This is a genomic window from Staphylococcus sp. 510, from assembly GCF_057219715.1.
In genome coordinates this window covers 74,317-94,091 of the sequence record NZ_JBXVVK010000008.1, presented here as the reverse complement: position 1 = coordinate 94,091, position 19,775 = coordinate 74,317, and the positions used below count along the sequence as shown (strand labels likewise).

Sequence of the window (19,775 nt, the reverse complement as noted above, 5' to 3'; positions counted from 1 at the left end):
ACTATTTCCACCTTTGAATTACTATAGTTTATTTTTTCGATAAATAATGTACCTTCTACTTGTATACGATAATGGTACACTCCATACATGAACTAAACGCGTAAATGGCCAACATGCAAAAATGGTAAACCCTAATACCATATGTAATTTAAATTGCAATGGTACATTGGCCATCAAATCTGCGTGCGGTTTAAACATAAAGAGTTGTCTAAACCATACTGAAATGGTTTCACGATAATTAAAGTCGATATGCATGATATTCGTAACTATTGTAGAGTAACATCCCATGAAGATAATAATTAATAAAAGAATATTTACAAAAATATCCGAAAATGAACTTAAACGCCTTACATTTTTAATTGTAATTCTTTTAGCAGTAAGTAACAACATACCTATTAACGTCATTATACCAAAAATACTACCAATATAGACTGCTCCAAAATGGTACATATGCTCATCAATCCCTAATGAGTCCATCCAATATTTCGGTATAACAAGACCAACTACATGTCCAAAGAAAACTGGAATTACGCCTAAATGAAATAGCAAGCTTCCCCATTTCAGTCTCTTTTTCTCAATTAATTCGCTAGACTTTGCAGTCCAAGAAAACTGGTCATACTTATATCTTGCAATGTGTCCTATGATAAATATAGCTAAACATAAGTATGGATAAATGACCCATAAAAATTGATTAATCATGTTGAGCCACCCCTTCTGGTACTTCTAAACATAATTTCAAAGTCTTTCTTAATGCTTGTATTACGTACCCATATGGATGATTTTGTTTTCCAAGTTCATTTGCCATTACAAATGTTCCATCTTCAATAATCATGATGACTAATTGAATATTTTCTTCTGCCCTTTCATCGCCACGCCATTCTATTGTCTGTAAAAATTGTAGCATCAATGGTAGATAATCTGACAATTCATTATCTACCATTTTTAATCCAAACATTTCGTACAAAACTTTGAGTTTTGCTAACATTTGGCCTCTCTCTTTTTGAGTGTCGAATTGATTATAGGTCATATATAATGGTGCTTTTTTGCTAAAATCAAAGGTATCTGTATATATTTGTTGAATTTCAGATAACGTATATTGCATCATCTGTTCTCTAAATGCTATTAGGTCTTCATACCCCGGATGACTAGGATCGATGACTTCGTTAAATATATTTTCATTAAATGTCTTTTTCTCAGGGAAGCATAATTGCATTGCGATATATCCTAAACTGTCTTGATATCGATATAAATTGTCAAAGTTAATCACGGAAAATCCCTCCATAAAACCGCTCGTTATAAATGTCTTGACCTGATTTGTCCGTAGCAACAGCGACGCCGCATCCTTCACAATTAACGCCGAAGTTTTCACCACCATAACCTTGCGAACCTTGAGCGTGATAAGTATCTAAATAAGTTTCTTTATGTGTCGTCGGTATCACAAATCGTTCTTCATATTTGGCTAAACCTAATAATCGATACATATCTTTCGTTTGACGTTCAGTAAGTCCTAGTTGCGTTAAACGTTCAACATCGAAATCTTTTTGAGTCACTTGTGCTCTCATATAACTTCTCATCATAGCCATTTTCTGTAGTGCTTGTTTGACCGGTTTTGTAGCACCGGCTGTAAACATGTTCGCCAAATATTCTATCGGTAAGCGCATTTCTTCTATGGCAGGGAAAATCATATCCGGATCTTGTTCTGAATTTTTACCTTCAAAATAACTCATAATTGGGCTTAATGGTGGGCAATACCACACCATTGGCATAGTTCTATACTCTGGATGCAATGGGAATGCTAATTTATATTCAATTGCTAATTTATAAATCGGTGACTGTTGTGCCGCTTCAATCCATTCATGATTGACACCATCTTTTTCAGCTTGCGCAATGACTTCTTCATCAAATGGATCTAAAAATAATTCCAATTGTTTTTCATATAAATCTTGTTCATTTTCAGTCGACGCCATTTCTTCCACTCTGTCAGCATCATATAATAATACGCCTAAATATCTCATTCGACCTGTACAGGTTTCTGAGCAGACTGTAGGCATGCCTGCTTCAATTCTAGGGAAGCAAAATGTACATTTTTCGGCCTTATTCGTTTTCCAGTTAAAATAAACTTTTTTATAAGGGCATCCAGTCATACAATAACGCCATCCACGACATGCATCTTGGTCGATCAAAACAATACCATCTTCATCTCTTTTATACATAGCTCCTGATGGACAAGATGCAACACAACTTGGATTAAGACAATGTTCACACAATCTTGGTAGGTACATCATAAAGGTTTCATCAAATTGAAACTTGATATCTTCTTCTATCTTTTGAATATTTGGATCTTTAGGTCCAGTCACATGACCACCAGCTAAATCATCTTCCCAGTTAGGTCCCCATTCAATATCCATCTTTTCTCCAGAAATAACAGAGTAAGCTCTTGCTACTGGTGAGTGTTGACCTGCCTTAGCTGTTGTTAAATGCTCATAGTTATAATTCCATGGCTCATAATAATCTTGAATTAATGGCATATCAGGATTATAGAAGATTTTTCCAAGGGCTATTTTAGACCACTTGCTACCAGATTTAAGTTGTAATCTGCCTTTTCGATTCAATACCCAACCGCCTTTATAGTGCTCTTGATCCTCCCAACGTTTGGGATATCCTGTACCAGGCTTTGTTTCAACATTATTAAACCACATATATTCTGCCCCAGGTCGATTTGTCCATGTGTTTTTGCAAGTAACGCTACAAGTATGACAACCTATACATTTATCTAAATTCAACACCATTGCTATTTGCGCTTTAATCTTCAAGCCAATTGACCTCCTTCATCTTTCTTACTGCTACATATACATCTCTTTGATTACCAATTGGTCCATAATAATTGAAATGATAACTAATTTGAGCATAGCCACCTATTAACTGTGTTGGTTTCAAATGAATTCGTGTTGGTGCGTTATGTGATCCACCTCTAGTATCTGTAATTTCAGAACCTGGCGTTTGAATATGTTTATCTTGTGCATGATACATAAACATGGTACCTTTAGGCATTCTGTGTGAAATAACAGCTCTCGCAGTAACGACACCATTTCGGTTATATACTTCTAACCAATCGTTATCCTGAATGTTGTGTTCTTTAGCATCTTCATCAGAAATCCAAACTGTTGGACCACCTCTAAATAGCGTTAACATATGTTTATTATCTTGATACATAGAGTGAATATTCCATTTACCATGTGGTGTAAGATAACGCAGAATTAAAGTATCAGTGCCACCTTTAATTTGTTTATCCTTAGTACCAAATACCATTGGCGGTAACGTAGGTTTGTAAATCGGTAAACTTTCTCCAAATTGTTGGAAAACCTCATGATCAATATAGTAACTTTGACGACCAGTTAACGTTCTAAAAGGAACGAGTCGTTCAATATTAGTTGTAAATGGTGAATAACGTCGTCCATTTTTATTTGATCCAGGGAACACTGCAGTTGGTATAACTTCTCTAGGTTGAGAACCAATATTTAAAAATGTTATTTTTTCAGACGCACGTTCACTTGAAATATCTGTTAACGTCATACCTGTTTGTTTTTCTAAGTCTTGATAAGATTTTTGTGATAATTTACCATTTGTAGCAGATGAAATATTCAACATTGCATCTGCTACATTTCGAGCAGAGTGAATTCTTGGTTTATCATTTTTGATAGAATTAGGGTCTTTATCATTCCAAGTCCCTAGCATACTTTTTAATTCTTCGTATTGTTCCTTCACGCTAAAACTAACGCCATGTGCCCCTACATTATCTGTCTCTAATTTCGGTCCAACAGAAACATATTTATCGTAAATTAACGTGTAGTCACGTTCTACGATTGTAAAGTTAGGCATGGTTTTACCGGGTATGGCATCTATCTCTCCTTTAGACCAATCTTTTACGATACCTAATGGTGTTGCTATTTCTTGTTTGGAATCATGACCTAACGGTGTTGTTACGACATCTTTATATGTACCTGGTAGATAATCCTTCGCCATTTCTGACACTGCTTTAGCGAGTGTTTTATAAATATCCCAATCTGATCGAGACTCCCACAATGGATCTATGGCTGGATTAAATGGATGAACATAAGGATGCATATCAGTAGAAGAAAGATCATGTTTTTCATACCAAGTTGCTGCTGGTAAAACAATATCCGAATATAATGGCGTCGCTGTCATTCTAAAATCGAGTGATACGAGTAAATCTAATTTACCTGTTGTTTCTTCTCGCCATTGAATTTCATCAGGTTTATCATCTTCGTTTGGTGATGCTAATAATCCTGATTTTGTACCTAATAAATGTTTCATAAAATATTCTTGTCCTTTAGCAGAACTAGAGATTAAATTAGAACGCCATACGAATAATGTTTTAGGATGGTTTTTTCTTAAATCCGGATCTTCTACTGCAAATTTTGTTTGTTTCGTTTTCACTTCATTAATCGCACGTTTTAATATGGCTTCATTTGAATCATCACCATTTTCTTTAGCTTCTTCTGCGAATAACAAACTATTCTTATTAAACTGAGGATACGATGGTAACCAACCTAATTTAGCAGCTGTAACATTGTAATCAGCTGGATGTTGATGTTTAATATGTTTCGCTAAAGGTGATTTCAATTTATCGACATTTGATTCTTCATATTTCCATTGATCTGTCGCGAAATAGAACCAACTTGTACCATTTTGTAAACGAGGTGGTCCTTGCCAATCTTTAGCAAATGCAATCGTATTCCAACCTTCAATAGGTCGACATTTTTCTTGTCCAACATAGTGTGCCCAACCGCCACCATTTACTCCTTGACAGCCACATAACATAATTAAATTTAAAATCGAACGATAAATTGTATCGGAATTAAACCAGTGGTTGATACCAGCACCCATAATGATCATTGAACGCCCTTCTGTGTCTATAGCGTTTTGGGCAAATTCTTTTGCAACTTGAACGACTAAACTAGATTTTATACCTGTAATGTCTTCCTGCCATGCAGGTGTATATTTAGAATGCGAATCATCATATCCCGTCGCTTCTAATTCATGATTAAAACGTTTGATACCATATTGACTAACCATCAAATCATATACAGTAGTAATATATCTTTCATCACCATTAGCTAATTTAATCTTCTTAGTAGGTATAGGGCGTTCAAAGACACCATCACCATTGCTATCAAAATATGGAAATTGAATTTGTTGTAATTCAAAATCGCTTTCATCCATGGATAAACTAGGTTGAATAACATTGCCATCTTCATCTTCTAATTTAAGATTCCATTGTTTACCATCTTCCCAACGTTGTCCCATCGTGCCATTTGGAACAACTAGTTGATTTGATAAGTTATCAAATAACACAGGCTTCCATTCTCCGTTTGTTGTATCTTGTCCAAGATCACTTGCTCTTAAAAATCGGCCTGCTTTCAAACCATTGTCATCTTGATCTAACATTAATACAAAAGGCATATCTGTATATTGTTTAGCATAATTAATAAATCGTGAATTAGGATTGTTGATATAATATTCTTGTAAAATAACATGTGTCATTGCTTGAGCAACTGCAGCATCAGTACCTGGGTTAGGTGCTAACCAATTATCAGCAAATTTTACATTTTCAGCATAATCCGGCGCGATAGAAACGACTTTAGTCCCTTTATATCTCACTTCTGTCATAAAGTGCGCATCTGGTGTTCGTGTTAATGGCACGTTTGAACCCCACATAATCAAGTAAGCAGCGTTATACCATTCACTTGATTCAGGAACATCTGTCTGTTCTCCCCAAATTTGAGGTGATGCTGGTGGTAAATCAGCATACCAATCATAAAAACTTAACATTTCTCCGCCTAATAAATTAATGAATCGTGCGCCAGCTGCATAGCTCACCATAGACATCGCTGGAATAGGTGTGAATCCAGCTATTCTATCTGGACCGTCCTTTTTGATGGTATATAATAATTGAGCAGCAATAATATCAGTTACATCTTTCCAATTTGATCTTACATGACCACCCATACCACGTGCTTGTTTATAACGTTTTGCTTTTTCTTCATCTTCTACAATAGATGCCCATGCAGCTATTTTGTTTCCATGATTTTCTTCAAGTGCTTCTTGCCATAATTCTAAAAGTTGACCTCTGATATAGGGATATTTAACTCTTAATGGACTATATTCATACCATGAAAATGATGCACCTCTAGGACATCCTCTTGGTTCATATTCCGGCATTTCTGGACCACAACTAAGATAATCTGTTTGTTGATTTTCCCAAGTAATGACGCCATTCTTAACAAAAACTTTCCATGAACATGATCCAGTGCAATTCACGCCGTGTGTTGTTCTCACTTCTTTGTCGTGACTCCATCGTTCACGGTACATTTTTTCCCATTCTCTGCTTTTACTTTCAAGTACTGACCAATTACCATTAAACTTTTCAGTTGGCTTAAAAAAATTTAATCCAAATTTCCCCATAAGTATCCTCCTAGACCTTTACTTCATATATGCGTTCCTAACTTTTCAATTAGATTGTACATTTTTTCACAATATTTATATATTAGGGAATGTCCTAATTGCACTTATAAATTCCCTACAAAAAAGCAGTGCCTATTCTAGATAGACACTGCGTTATAGTTAATATTCATTGTGGATTTATATTTCAATAAATTGATGTGCATACTGCTTTAGTACTGATTTGTATAATGCTTGTTGAGAATAATGATACGTCTCATCTACTTCAATCATGGATCCATAACCTTGTTCATATAATAATTCACATTTTTCCAATGCGTGATTTCTATTCCCTTTTACAATATATATGATTTCTGTATGCTTAGCCTTATTTTGAGGTAGTGAATAGTTGATGATATCTCCAATGATACAAATACCTGGTAATCCTTCTACATTATATTGGGTTAACTTTTGCTCAATATTACTGATATTTCCAGTCAATATTTTCTCATCAAAAAGTGATGCACGAAAGACAATAGCAATTGGGTAATCATAAGATGTATATTGTCTGATTTGCTTAATAATTCTAGGTAATCGTTTAACCCCCATATAAACTGCTAGCGTTCCTTTATTTAATAATGTACTAATATCAATGTCATTATCTTTTGAATCTTTAAAATGACCTGTTGAAAAAGTGACGTTTTTAGCTATACTCCTCATCGTTAGACCTAAGTTCATGGATTGCGCTGCTGCACTTGCCGATGTTACACCAGGCACAATTTCAAAGTCGATATTCAGCTTATTTAATGCTTCAACTTCTTCTTGGACTCGTCCAAATATAGCGGGATCGCCACCTTTAAGTCTAACCACATGATGATGTTTACTTGCAGCTTCAATCGTTTTTTGATTAATGCTTTCTTGTTGAATATGCTTAGTATATGGTTTCTTACCAACATCAACAATTTCTATTTCTGGCTTAGCATATTGTAAGATAAAGGGATTAACCAATCTGTCATATAATATGATATCAGCATTTTCAATGAGCCGTTGTGCTCTTTTAGTTAATAAGCTAGGGTTACCTGGACCTGCACCTACTAAGTAGACAGTTCCGTATTCATTTATAGACATATAAATATATCTCCATCTATGATTTCTACTGGATATGTTTTTACACAACCAGTATCTGGCTCCTGCACATTACCTGTCTTAAGGTCAATTTTTTGATCATGTAATGGACAATAAACATAACTTCCACTTACAGTACCTTCTGACAAAGGGCCTTCCTTATGGGGACAAATATTATTAACTGCAAATATCTCACCCTCATTTGTTAAAAACAAACCAATCTCTTTATCGTTTACGAATACTTTTTTACCAATTAGTGGTGTTAACTCATCTATACGAGACACTTTAATTTTCTGCATATTTTTCATGATTAAACCCTCTCAACTTCAAAGTTTTTTTGTGATGCTTTATCATTTACGATTGCTTGCCAAGGTTCATCTTGAATCGCTTGTTTCGCTTCCATCACTCTATCGAAAAGTGCTTGTTGACGTTCGGGATCTAACAATACTTCTTTCACATTTTCAAAGCCAAGACGTTCTAACCATGGCGCAGTTCTTTCAGAATAGATTCCCGTTTCACGATAATATTGCATCAATGCGCCACAAATACGAATCACTTCATCTTCTGTTTCTACAGTTGTTAGTAATTGTCCTTTTGTTACTTCAGTACCGCCATTGCCACCGATATAGAGTTGAAAACCGTTTTCTACAGATATTACACCAAAATCTTTAACACCAGATTCTACACAGCTTCTAGGGCAACCTGACACCCCCATTTTGAATTTATGAGGTGTATCAATATATTCAAATGTCTTCTCTAATCTAATACCAAGTTGAGTAGTATATTGTGTTCCAAATCTACAGAATTCTTTACCTACACAACTTTTAACTGAACGTGTTTTTTTACCATATGCCGAAGCTGAACGCATGCCTAAGTCTTCCCATACGCTTGGAAGTTCTTCTTTTTTCAATCCATATAATCCCACACGTTGAGAGCCAGTCACTTTGACAAGTGGTACATTATATTTTTTAGCGACTTCTCCCAATCTAATAAGTTGATCTGCATCTGTAACACCACCGCGCATTTGAGGAATAACGGAAAATGTACCGTCATTTTGAATATTTGCATGATAGCGTTCATTTGCGAATCGTGATTCCTTTTCATCTTTATGCTCATATGGATAAATCATGTTCAAATAATAGTTGATAGCTGGGCGACATTTCGGGCAACCATTTTTATCTTTGAAGTTGAGTACATGTCTCACTTCTTTAGATGTTTTGAGTCCTTTGGCTCTAATTTGAGTAACAATTTGATCACGTGATAAATCTGTACAAGCGCATATACCAGTTGGTTTGGATGCTACAAAATCATCGCCTAAAGCATATTGTAGAATATCTGCGATTTGCCCTTTACATTTCCCACACGAATTTCCTGCTTTAGTCATTTTTGTTACTTCAGCAACAGATGTTAGTCCATTTTTAGTAATTTCTTCTACAATTGTGCCTTTATTAACACCATTACAGCCACATATTGTTTCATCATCTGCCATATCCTCAATGGATACATTGGCATCTTCTCCACCTTTTGTTAATAAAGAGACTAACGTATAGTCTTCGATAGATTCATGTTTTTTCATCATATTATAGAATCGAGAGCCATCATCTGTATTACCATATAGCACTACACCGACAACTTCACCGTCTTTTAAAAATACTTTTTTATAATGATTATCGATACTATTAAATATTTCTATACCATGAATATCTTCAGTTTCTTCAATGGTACCTGCACTATATAAATCACATCCTGATACCTTTAAAGATGTAAATGTAGTGGAGCCATGGTAACCATTAGTTTCTTTTTGTGTTAAATAATCTGCTAGAACGATACCTTGCTCATATAATGGTGCCACTAAACCATATACTTTACCTTCACATTCTGCGCATTCACCCACAGCAAAGATATTTGGATCACTTGTTTGCATATATGCATTAACGATAATACCTCTATTGACCTCTAATCCTGCTGCTTTAGCTACCTCAGTATAAGGTCTAATACCTACTGCCATAACTACTAAATCAGCTTCTAGCACACGTCCATCTGCTAATCTAACAGCCTCAACATCTTTATCACCAAGAATTTCTTGCGTATTCGCTTGTAATTAAAAGCGCATGCCTTGTTGTTCTAAATCATTTTTTAGCATTTGACCTGCTTTTCGATCCAGTTGCATTTCCATAAGCCATTCTGCTAAATGTATCACGGTTACTTCCATGCCTTGGTCTAATAATCCTCTAGCACATTCTAATCCTAAAAGGCCCCCGCCTATAACAATCGCTTTTTGTTTAGTTTGAGCTATCTCCATCATGCGTTTAGTATCATCAATTGTTCGCCATCCAATAACACTCGGTAAATCAGACCCTGGAATAGGTAATACGAATGCCTTTGAACCTGTTGCAATTATACATTGATCATACTCAAATGATTGCCCACTCTCAGTTATAACGGTCTTATTTGCTCTATCTAATATCGTCACTGGATCGTTATTAATCAATTTAATATCATGTTCTGCGTACCAGTCATATGAATTCATGATGGTTTCTTCCACAGTCATTTTATTTTGTAAAATATTAGATAACATGATTCTATTATAATTTGGGTAGTCTTCTTTACCTATAATGGTAATTTCAAAACGTTGCGGATCTCTATCCAAAATTTCTTCGATTGTTCTCAAACCAGCCATGCCATTTCCTATCATCACTAATTTGTTCTTAGTCATATATATGCCCCTTTATCACTTAAGATAAGTTATTTAAAGGATTGGATATAAAGGCACATGTCTTAATTTTTAAAATCGGAGTGCTTCTAGACGTTCTCGAATAATGAGTCTCAATGTGTCATCAAAATTGATTGACGGTGTGATGTGTAATATACAATGAATAGCCATGTCATCAATGAGTCGTTTTACTTTATTGACCAATCTTCCATCAAATAAAAAGAGTGGCACGATGATTAATTCATCATATTGTTTTGATATCTCATCTAAATCATTTCTAAATGTTAAATCGCCGTATAAGGCTCTTGCATAAACAGGTCGATCCGAATCAATTGTTTTCACAAATGCTTTAAGTTCATCATGTGCTTTTGTAAAACGGCCACTTCCATTACCGTGTGCAATGATAACTGTTGCTGTTTTGGATGATTGATCGACTAGCTGCACATCGTCAATTCTTCTTTCTACTAGTGATTTCATATAAGGATGTGTGCCTAATGGTTCACTCATTTGACTTGAAATATGCGGATACTTTTCTTTCATCTCTGATAATATGTTTGGAATATCGCCAATATAATGCATCGCTCTAAAAATTAGCAACGGTACGATTCTAAATTGTGTGATTCCTTTTTCGATCATCTTTTCCATTGTAATTTCCAAACTCTGCGTGTCACTCTCTAAAAATGCTAATTCATAATGGTACTCTTCATCTTTAAGCAAGGTTGTAATGAATTCTTCTAAGGCTTTATTTTGATTTCCTTTTCTCATTCCATGTGCCACTAAAATGTTGCCTACCATAATACCAATCCTTTCAACTTGAATTGTAAACTAATTCATATTACTTTTGTGATTAAATTCACATTTTTAGCGAAAATTAGGGAATCCCCTTATAAAGGTTCTATGAACTAAATATATAAATATTTAACTTTACAAAAAGAGATGTATAAAGATTTAAATTACATGTAATAAGATATATAATTAAAATATTGGTGGTTAATATATGTACTACTTCAATCAGCACCTATTTCAAATACATAACGATGCAATGCGTACATGCCTTATTAACGACTTAGTAAATTTTCATGATTAGAAAACAGAGAGGAGTCAATGACATGAAAAGATTTACTATTCTGATAATTATAGTATCTTTTATTTTAGCAAGTTGTAGCAGTAATGCAACAAATAAAAAAAATACGCTTAATGTTGAAATTCCATTAAAAACAACATCAATTGCGCCGTATGAAACGGATGTGCCTGTGAAAATCGGTGCATTAGAGTCATTATTCAAAATGTCTAAAGATGGTAAAGTGAAACCACTATTGGTTAAATCATTCAAGCAAAAATCTGATGATACCCTTACCCTTAAAATTAAAGATGACATTCATTTCCAAAATGGTCACAAATTAACTGGTGATGCTGTCAAACGTAGTCTAGAACAAGGTGTAAAAAAGAGTGACTTATTAAGTGGGTCTCTTCCTATTGATAAAATCACTGCAAAAGGTCAAGACGTGACCATCAAAACGAAGGAACCTTATCCTGAATTAAAATCTGAATTAGCGAGTCCATTCGCAGCTATTTATGACACTCAAGCGAAAGGCAAAGTTTCGGATCAACCAGTTGGCACTGGTCCCTATAAAATTGACAAATATCAACGTTCACAAAAAATACAACTATCAAAATATAAAGATTATTGGCAAGGTACACCTAAATTAAGCAAAATCAATGTCACTTATCATGAAGATGGCAATACTCGTGTTAACCACTTATTATCTGGCAAATCAGATCTAACTACAGATGTAACTATCGATCAAATTAATGATATTAAGAAATCTAACAAAGCAAATATTCAAAGTACATCTGGTTTCAGAACACATTTATTGCTATATAATCATGACAGTAAAAAAATGAACAAAAATGTTCGAGAAGCATTTGATGTAGTCATTAATCGTAAAGAGATTGCTAAAAATGTTTCCAAAAATTATGCCAAACCCGCTTCTGGCCCATTTAATGACCGATTGAAACATATTAAAGATGGCAAGGTTCAACCACAAGATATTAACAAAGCGAGAAAACTATTAGCCAAAGAAGGCTACACTAAAGATCACCCTTTAAAAATCAATATAGTTACTTATGACGGTAGACCTGAATTACCTAAAATTGGACAAGTCATCCAATCTGAAGCTAAAAAAGCAAATATTGATGTGAAATTAAGAAATGTAGATGACATCGAAGGATACTTGAAAGATAAAGATGCATGGGATGCATCAATGTACAGTTACTTAACTGTTCCTAGAGGAGATACAGGTTATTTCTTTAATACTGCATACTTACCAAAAGGCGCAAATAACAAAGGTAACTATAATAATAAAGAGGTTACGCAACAAATCAAACAACTCAACCAAACATTCGGTCAACCAGAACGTGAGCAACTAACTAATCAAATATTGAAAACGTCTGACAAAGACATTCCAAATAGTTATATAACGTACAATGACCAAATTGACGGTGTAAGTAAAAATGTGAAAAACTTCAATGTAACACCTGAATCTATTTATTTAATTGATTACAAAGTAGACAAAAAATAATAGAATTAAAATAGCCAGTAAATGAATGATCCAACTCATTTACTGGCTATTTTTTAACTCTATGTGATTACTTTTAAAATGGGGGTTGTCCTAGAATCTTTTCTTCAAAGCGTTCAGGAATTAATATTTTCCTCATAATCACACCTAAATCACCGTCATCGTTTTCATGTTCAGCATATATTTCATATCCTCTTTTTTCATAAATACTTAATAACCAAGGATGTAATCGCGCGGATGTGCCTAATGTGACTGCTGAGGCCTTTAATGTATCTCTTAAAAAGTCTTCTTCTACATATTTTAACAATTGACTACCATAACCTTGTCCATCAAATTCTGGTTGTGTTGCAAACCACCAAACGAACGGATAACCTGAAATACTTCTGACACTCCCCCAAGGATATCTTACTGTAATTGTTGAGATGATTGTGTCGTTTAATTCTAATACAAATGTAGTATTATGTTTGATATTGTCTGCTACCATTTCCTCTGTGGCATTCACTGATGGCCAGTCGATACCTAGCTCTCTTAATGGCGTAAAAGCTTCATACATAAGTCGATGAATCGATAAAACATCACTTTGATCTGCAATTCTTATATTCACGTTACTCATTCTCTTCACGTCCTTCATTTTCTCTATTCATGACATTAAGCGTAAAAAGAAAAACGACAAGAGTCAATCAACTTGTTTGATAGGTATCTACAAAAAAGTAAGGGGGTGGGATAGAAATAATAAAGAACCACTAATCATTTATGATGTAGTGGTTCTTACGCATTAGCCACAGCTAATGTGTACTTTAAAATCTGTAGATTTTCTTTTCGAAATTCTCTATGTTTTGGGCCCGTCACCCCGGCAATGTTAACTAGAAATGAAAAAGCTTGGTACATTAGACCTTCTTTGTAATTTATTACTTAGACGATTTTATGCATGAACTTTAGTTCATGTATACCTCTAAAGCTTAATTTGAACACATGAGTCAATACGCATGTGTAAGTCAACTACTGCCTATATATGAATGTAACTTGAAATATATTTATGTCCCAACCTGTTACACACATATTATTATTTTAATTGTGAACGTTGCCCATTTAAGTATGCATAAACTAATCCAACAAAGATACCGCCACCAATGTAATTACCTATTAAAGCAAATACAATATTTTTTAACACACCTAAACCGGACATTCCATCAATATTGAAAAAAAGCATACCTGAGAATAACCCTGCATTAAATACAACGTGTTCATAACCCATGAAGACAAACACAACTACTCCACAAGCAATAAAGAAAGCCTTTGTTAATCCTTCTTTAAATTGCATAGAAACAAAGATACCTATATTAATAAAGAAATTACAGAAAATACCTTTTACTAATATATTTAACCACGTTGATGCTTCCGTTTTCTTTTGTACGGTTTCAGTTAGTGCATCAGTCATTTCTGGTGTCATCACATGTGCATATTTCATTAAGAAAAATAAGATAATTCCACCAAGTACATTACCGATAAAGCAAAATATAAATATCCATATCACTTTATTCAAACGTATCGCTTTATAATACCAACCTACTGTTAGATACATAAAATTACTTGTTAATAATTCTGAATTCGTTAATACAATTAATACTAAGGCTAAACTAAATGCGATGGCACCAAGTAAATTTATTAAACCATCAATTTGTGTAGCAGCAAATTGTGTTTTAATAGCTAGCATAAATACTGTGACAATAGATAACAAGAATCCTGCCATCATTGCTTTTAACGCATAACGCATAGGTGTTCTGTCAGCCATGACTTCTTTCATTTGTGCTTGGCTTACTACCGCTTCCATAATAGACTTAGTTGCGTATGTATCTTCGGTAGTTTTTCGATTTTCCATCATATTCTCAATTACTCCCATCTTTTTAAAATAATTTATTTCATATTTATTATATGAAGAAATAAAGATGATGAATAGTGGTAATTTTTTAACAAATGATAAAATGCTTTTTAAGTTATTTATAAATATTTGATAGAATTGGTTTTACATTTCAATTTAATGATTGTCTCATCTAACATTTGAGACAACTGAATAATCAAACCAATATAAAAGAGAAAAACTGAGATAGAGACATAATAATTGTCCCCATCCCAGTCCATATTTAAATATTAGCGATCCCATTATTTTCGTTTTAATTTTGAAAAATAATGTAATCCTGATGCAAAAATACTATACCCTAGTAGCGTTCTTAATATAAAACGCACATATTGGTTAGCAAAACATTTGGAGTTAATGACAACCGCCGAAATTAAATGTGTAAATGAGTATAATCCTAATACAATTAGATATCGTTTTTTCATCAAATCAACCTCTTTTTTTAATAAGATTTCAATTCAATGATACACCCATATGAACTTCCACGATTGGCACAATTTATTTACAATTATGATTTTAATAGTTTTTCTAATTGGTCTAATGTTGAATTCATACCTTCTTCGACCCCCATATCAAGCGCTTGTTGTGCAGCCTCTTTTGAAGGTAAAACGGATGTTGACGTCACTGTAGTTTGATTAGGTTGCTTTTCCTCAAATTCAATTGTGATATGCATACCAGGCATGTTAGGATCTTTGTCACCTTCAAGTGTAGCGAAAAAGTCTAAGTATTCAATGTAATTAGGTTTTTCAATTTTTTTATATTCTGAACGCGTGTAACTTGTCATATCAGGTGTGTGAATAGCAAAGAACGCATGTCCACCTTCTTCAACATTGAATTCAAATACTTCTGTAGAAGCACCTTCTGGGTGAAACCATTGTTTAAACAAATCTTCTTGTGTATATGCGTTAAATAGTTCATGAATCGTTCCTGTAAATGTTCTTGAAAAGATAATTTTATTTTTCTCTACTTTAATAGTCATTTATATTCTCCTAAGTTTTGATTATTAAAATCAATTTTATCATAGCAAAATAGATTAGAAGTTACTAAAAATTGAATCATAAAAACACCTCATCATGCTAGAATCAAATTCTAACATCTGAGGTGTTACTGTTTATCTCATATTAATTAGTGTTCATGCTCGTGTTCATGCTCTTCATCTTTTACTTTAATTTTACTATCTAAAGCTTTTTTAATGTTTTTAATGTTTTCTTTCATTAATGATTGATATGAAAGACCTTTTTTATTTTGTTGTTCTTTAGTTACAGATTCCATATTGTTGAATTTTAATGGTTTCGCGTCTGTTTCTTTTCTAATTGTGTCAGTGATCTTATTGGATACATTTTCTTCATATAAAATGTATTCTACTTTATTCTTTTTAATTTCTTTCACAATGTTTGTAAGATCTTTTTGTGATGGATCTTCTGCACTCATATTTTGAACACCTATTTGTTCGAATCCATAACGATTAGAAAGATAACCTAAAGATTCATGAGAGATAAATACTGCATTACCTTTTTTACCTTTAGTCGCATCTTTCATATCTTTATCAATATTCTCTAGATCTTTGTTTAATTTTTTATAGTTCTTTTCATAATATTTCTTATGATCTGGATCTTTTTTCACAAGTTGATCTTTAATCTCTTTAGCGAATGTTTGGTCCATCTTAGGATCTAACCAAACGTGCGGATCATATTTACCATGATGGTGATGTTCTTCTTCGCCATGATGTTCTTCTTCACCTTCATGATGATGGTGATCAGCTAATAAATCATTTTTGCTAATTTTATCTTGTAGAGATAGTTTTTTATCATCTTTTTTAATAGTTGAAGCCACTTTTTTAGCTACTGGGTCTAAATCGTCACCAGTGTAAATGAATAAATCAGATTTTGCTGCACTCATCATATCTTTTTGAGTAGGTTCATAACTATGTAAGTCTGCGCCCGCTGGATAAATTGATTTAACATCTACATATTTACCACCAATTTGTTCTGTAAATGATTTCAATGGATATACTGTTGTATTGACTTTTAACTTATCTCCTTTTTTATGATCATCACCGTTGCCACATGCAGCAAGTGCTAATATCATAAGAGGAATAAGTAGCAATAAACTTAATTTTCTTTTCATATCGTTCCTCCTAAATAGTAATTATTACGATTGAAAATTATATACCTTACTTTCACAAAAAACAAGCCTATCCATACAACTTTTTGTATCAATCTTATCTTTTAAATATTCAAAATAATTTAAACTTTATATGACCATACCCAGTATCACCATTACCTAGCTAGTTATCCATCATCTTAATTAAATTTTTACAATATCAATAAAAGGTCGAGATATAATGCTACTGCAAATTGGAAACGATTCCTCGTCGTCCAAAATACAGGCATAAATCCCGACCTCATTATATAAATGATTTATTTTGATTGAAGTAATTTATCATATTCTTTAAAGTGATATGGATCTTCCACTTTTTTGCCATTGATAAAAACTGTTGGCGCTGTCTCAATATGATGTGCTTTTGTATCTTTCTTATCTTTATTTGCAGCTTTCCATGCGGCACTATTTTTAGTTTTATATTCTGACTTTATTTTTTCTTTTTGATCTGCAGAAATATTCAAATGATCAATCTGTTGGTCAACTACTTTTTCAGTAATCCACGCTTTCTTTTCATCTTGTTGATGCTCGAACATTAATTTTTGAAATTGTAAATAAGAACGAGGTGCAATATTTTGAACTGCATGACCTGCTCTTGACCCTATAATTGAATCTTTACCTAAAAATGCCATATTAACGTATTTAATTTCCGCTTTATGGTTGCTTAAATATTTCTCTTTAAGTTTAGGCATCACATTCTTTTCAACCTTTTTACAATATGGACATTTAAAATCACCATAAATAACAATAAGTGGTTTACCATCTTTAGTGGCTTGAGGTGATTTCACCTCTTCTTTACCACAACCACTTACTAACACGATGATTAAACTTATACATATCATACCGATTAATTTTTTCATTGTTGCTCCTTATCACTTATAGCAGGCTAGCGCATATTTTCTTCTTTGTAATCCGGATCATGTTCTTGATAATAACCTTTTGAGTTAAAGTTTTCTTTATATTTAGCTTTTTTACCATTAAACTCATAAGTATAATAACGGACTTCTTCATCATCACTTAAAGGTTTATATGCTAAGATAACGTATTTACCTTTATCATAAACATAGATATTAGCATCCTTTTTATCAAAGTGCTTCACTTCATCGCCAGCATCTCTTTTGGCTATTTTAGTTTGTTTCTTTTCTTGTAGCTTAACCGCTTTATCAATTTTATCTGTATACTTTCCACTACTACATCCAACTAGTATTAGCGTTAATATACTAATCATCACTACGAATCTCTTCAATATGTTCACTCCCGATAATATGACTCATATGAAATGAAATCTTATTTTAAATCATGTCATCTTTCACTCTAAATTTTATCATAGAATGCAGAGCATAACAGTATCAATTAATACAAAAAACACAATTTTAAATTAATTTTAAAAATAAATAGAATGTATGATTTTATCACATCATACAAAAGTATGACGCTATTTTTTATGTTATGATGTGTAATGATAGTAGTATTTTGATAATATAATTATTGACGATTTATTCATTAGTTTTTATTTCTAGAGGGGAAGATATATATTGAAATTCGTAAACTTAACATCCGAAGAATTCGGTAAATTTACTTCAGAACATTTTTCACATTACACACAATCAAGCATTCATTATGATAATCGACATGAAATGCGAGGAGACGTTCATCTTGTCGGTGTTAAAAATGACAAAGATGAGGTCATTGCAGCTTGTCTTTTAACTGAAGCACGTACATTAAAATTCTTTAAATATTTTTATACACATCGCGGTCCAGTCATGGACTATAATAACTTATCACTAGTACATTTCTTCTTTAAATCTTTAACTTCATACTTGAAGAAACATCATTGTTTATATGTACTTGTTGATCCTTACATTCTCGAAAATTTAAGAAATGCTGATGGTGAAATTTTAAAATCATTCGATAACCGTGCTGTTATCAAAACAATGGAAGATTTAGGCTATAAACACCAAGGTTATACAGTTGGATATGATATGATGAGCCAAATTCGTTGGCTTTCTGTCCTAGATTTAAAAGGTAAATCAGAAGATCAATTAATGAAAGAAATGGACTATCAAACACGTCGTAATATTAAAAAAACATATGAAATGGGCGTGAAAGTACGTACGTTATCTATAGATGAAACGGGTACATTCTTTGATTTATTTAGAATGGCAGAAGAAAAACATGGTTTCAAATTCCGTGACCAACCCTACTTTGAAGAGTTACAAAAAACATATGGCGACAATGCTATGCTTAAATTAGCCTATATCGATTTACAAGAATATCTCACTACTCTAGAAGATAAACACAAGGATTTATCAAAACAACTTCATGATGTAGAAACATCTCTACAAGAGAATCCAAATTCTAAGAAAAATAAAACAAAGCATACGCAAATTAAACAACAATACGATAGCAACGAACGTAAGATTAGCCAAACTAAAGATGAAATTGCAAAAGAAGGTCAAGTATTGAACTTAGCCGCTGCAATATATATTTATAACGACCATGAAGTATATTACTTATCTAGTGGTTCTAATCCAAGATATAACCCTTATATGGGAGCATACCGTTTGCAATGGGAAATGATTAAATTTGCCAAAGCACATCATATTGACCGTTACAACTTCTATGGTATTACTGGCGACTTTAGTGAAGATGCTGAAGATTATGGTGTTCAACGCTTTAAAGAAGGCTTTAACGCTAATGTATATGAATATATCGGAGACTTTGTTAAACCGATTAAACCATTGTTCTACCATGTAAAAGAATTAATTGATAACAGAAAAAAATAAGTATACTAAAAAATCCCAGTGAAACTGAATTCACT

The 19,775-nt window shown here is 33.2% G+C and carries 16 protein-coding genes and 1 pseudogene; 2 read left to right on the top strand and 15 right to left on the bottom strand.

Going from position 1 to position 19,775, the window contains the following annotated elements:
• Positions 1-21: 21 nt before the first annotated feature.
• From narI to AC2D8K_RS07770, 8 genes and pseudogenes are all read right to left on the bottom strand, one after another.
• On the bottom strand, positions 22-699 hold the full coding sequence (gene narI / locus AC2D8K_RS07805) for a respiratory nitrate reductase subunit gamma (protein ID WP_002450335.1): 678 nt from the start codon (positions 697-699) through the stop codon (positions 22-24).
• On the bottom strand, positions 692-1,267 hold the full coding sequence (gene narJ / locus AC2D8K_RS07800; RefSeq protein WP_002450336.1) for a nitrate reductase molybdenum cofactor assembly chaperone: 576 nt from the start codon (positions 1,265-1,267) through the stop codon (positions 692-694). The genes narI and narJ overlap by 8 nt, the downstream gene beginning before the upstream one ends.
• Positions 1,260-2,813, bottom strand: coding sequence for a nitrate reductase subunit beta (gene narH / locus AC2D8K_RS07795; protein WP_207023732.1), 1,554 nt, complete (start codon positions 2,811-2,813; stop codon positions 1,260-1,262). The genes narJ and narH overlap by 8 nt, the downstream gene beginning before the upstream one ends.
• Positions 2,803-6,486: a nitrate reductase subunit alpha gene (locus AC2D8K_RS07790; protein WP_484698400.1), complete on the bottom strand. Its 3,684-nt coding sequence runs from the start codon at positions 6,484-6,486 to the stop codon at positions 2,803-2,805. The genes narH and AC2D8K_RS07790 overlap by 11 nt, the downstream gene beginning before the upstream one ends.
• Positions 6,487-6,663: 177 nt before the next feature.
• Complete coding sequence (gene cobA, locus AC2D8K_RS07785; protein WP_002450339.1) at positions 6,664-7,590, bottom strand: uroporphyrinogen-III C-methyltransferase; 927 nt, start codon at positions 7,588-7,590, stop codon at positions 6,664-6,666.
• Positions 7,581-7,895, bottom strand: coding sequence for a nitrite reductase small subunit NirD (nirD, locus tag AC2D8K_RS07780; protein ID WP_002450340.1), 315 nt, complete (start codon positions 7,893-7,895; stop codon positions 7,581-7,583). Before nirD ends, cobA begins: the two co-directional genes overlap by 10 nt.
• Before the next feature lie 2 nt (positions 7,896-7,897).
• Positions 7,898-10,303 (bottom strand): annotated as a pseudogene (gene nirB / locus AC2D8K_RS07775) (nitrite reductase large subunit NirB).
• A 69-nt stretch (positions 10,304-10,372) separates the two neighbouring features.
• Positions 10,373-11,095, bottom strand: a complete 723-nt coding sequence (locus AC2D8K_RS07770; protein WP_002450342.1) for a sirohydrochlorin chelatase — start codon at positions 11,093-11,095, stop codon at positions 10,373-10,375.
• Positions 11,096-11,409: 314 nt separating this feature from the next.
• On the opposite strand from AC2D8K_RS07770, the gene nikA reads away from it, so the two are divergent.
• Positions 11,410-12,882 carry a nickel ABC transporter substrate-binding protein gene (gene nikA, locus AC2D8K_RS07765; RefSeq protein WP_002450343.1) on the top strand — a complete coding sequence of 491 codons (1,473 nt, stop codon included), beginning with the start codon at positions 11,410-11,412 and terminating at the stop codon, positions 12,880-12,882.
• Positions 12,883-12,955: 73 nt separating this feature from the next.
• Here nikA and AC2D8K_RS07760 read toward each other — a convergent pair whose 3' ends face one another.
• From AC2D8K_RS07760 to AC2D8K_RS07730, 7 genes are all read right to left on the bottom strand, one after another.
• Positions 12,956-13,492 (bottom strand): GNAT family N-acetyltransferase, encoded by a 537-nt coding sequence (locus AC2D8K_RS07760; protein WP_002450344.1) that lies wholly within the window; start codon positions 13,490-13,492, stop codon positions 12,956-12,958.
• Positions 13,493-13,942: 450 nt separating this feature from the next.
• Positions 13,943-14,761, bottom strand: a complete 819-nt coding sequence (locus AC2D8K_RS07755; RefSeq protein ID WP_002450345.1) for a formate/nitrite transporter family protein — start codon at positions 14,759-14,761, stop codon at positions 13,943-13,945.
• Between the two features lie 278 nt (positions 14,762-15,039).
• Positions 15,040-15,219, bottom strand: a complete 180-nt coding sequence (locus AC2D8K_RS07750) for a hypothetical protein (RefSeq protein ID WP_075778128.1) — start codon at positions 15,217-15,219, stop codon at positions 15,040-15,042.
• 83 nt (positions 15,220-15,302) lie between these two features.
• Positions 15,303-15,773, bottom strand: a complete 471-nt coding sequence (locus AC2D8K_RS07745) for an SRPBCC family protein (protein ID WP_002450346.1) — start codon at positions 15,771-15,773, stop codon at positions 15,303-15,305.
• 146 nt (positions 15,774-15,919) lie between these two features.
• Positions 15,920-16,921 (bottom strand): metal ABC transporter solute-binding protein, Zn/Mn family, encoded by a 1,002-nt coding sequence (locus AC2D8K_RS07740; RefSeq protein ID WP_002450347.1) that lies wholly within the window; start codon positions 16,919-16,921, stop codon positions 15,920-15,922.
• Between the two features lie 293 nt (positions 16,922-17,214).
• Positions 17,215-17,814: a thioredoxin domain-containing protein gene (locus AC2D8K_RS07735; protein WP_002450348.1), complete on the bottom strand. Its 600-nt coding sequence runs from the start codon at positions 17,812-17,814 to the stop codon at positions 17,215-17,217.
• Between the two features lie 26 nt (positions 17,815-17,840).
• Positions 17,841-18,182: a DUF4467 domain-containing protein gene (locus AC2D8K_RS07730; protein WP_228077266.1), complete on the bottom strand. Its 342-nt coding sequence runs from the start codon at positions 18,180-18,182 to the stop codon at positions 17,841-17,843.
• Between the two features lie 307 nt (positions 18,183-18,489).
• Here AC2D8K_RS07730 and AC2D8K_RS07725 point away from each other — a divergent pair, with 307 nt between their 5' ends.
• Positions 18,490-19,740: an aminoacyltransferase gene (locus tag AC2D8K_RS07725; protein ID WP_145505604.1), complete on the top strand. Its 1,251-nt coding sequence runs from the start codon at positions 18,490-18,492 to the stop codon at positions 19,738-19,740.
• Positions 19,741-19,775: the final 35 nt, after the last annotated feature.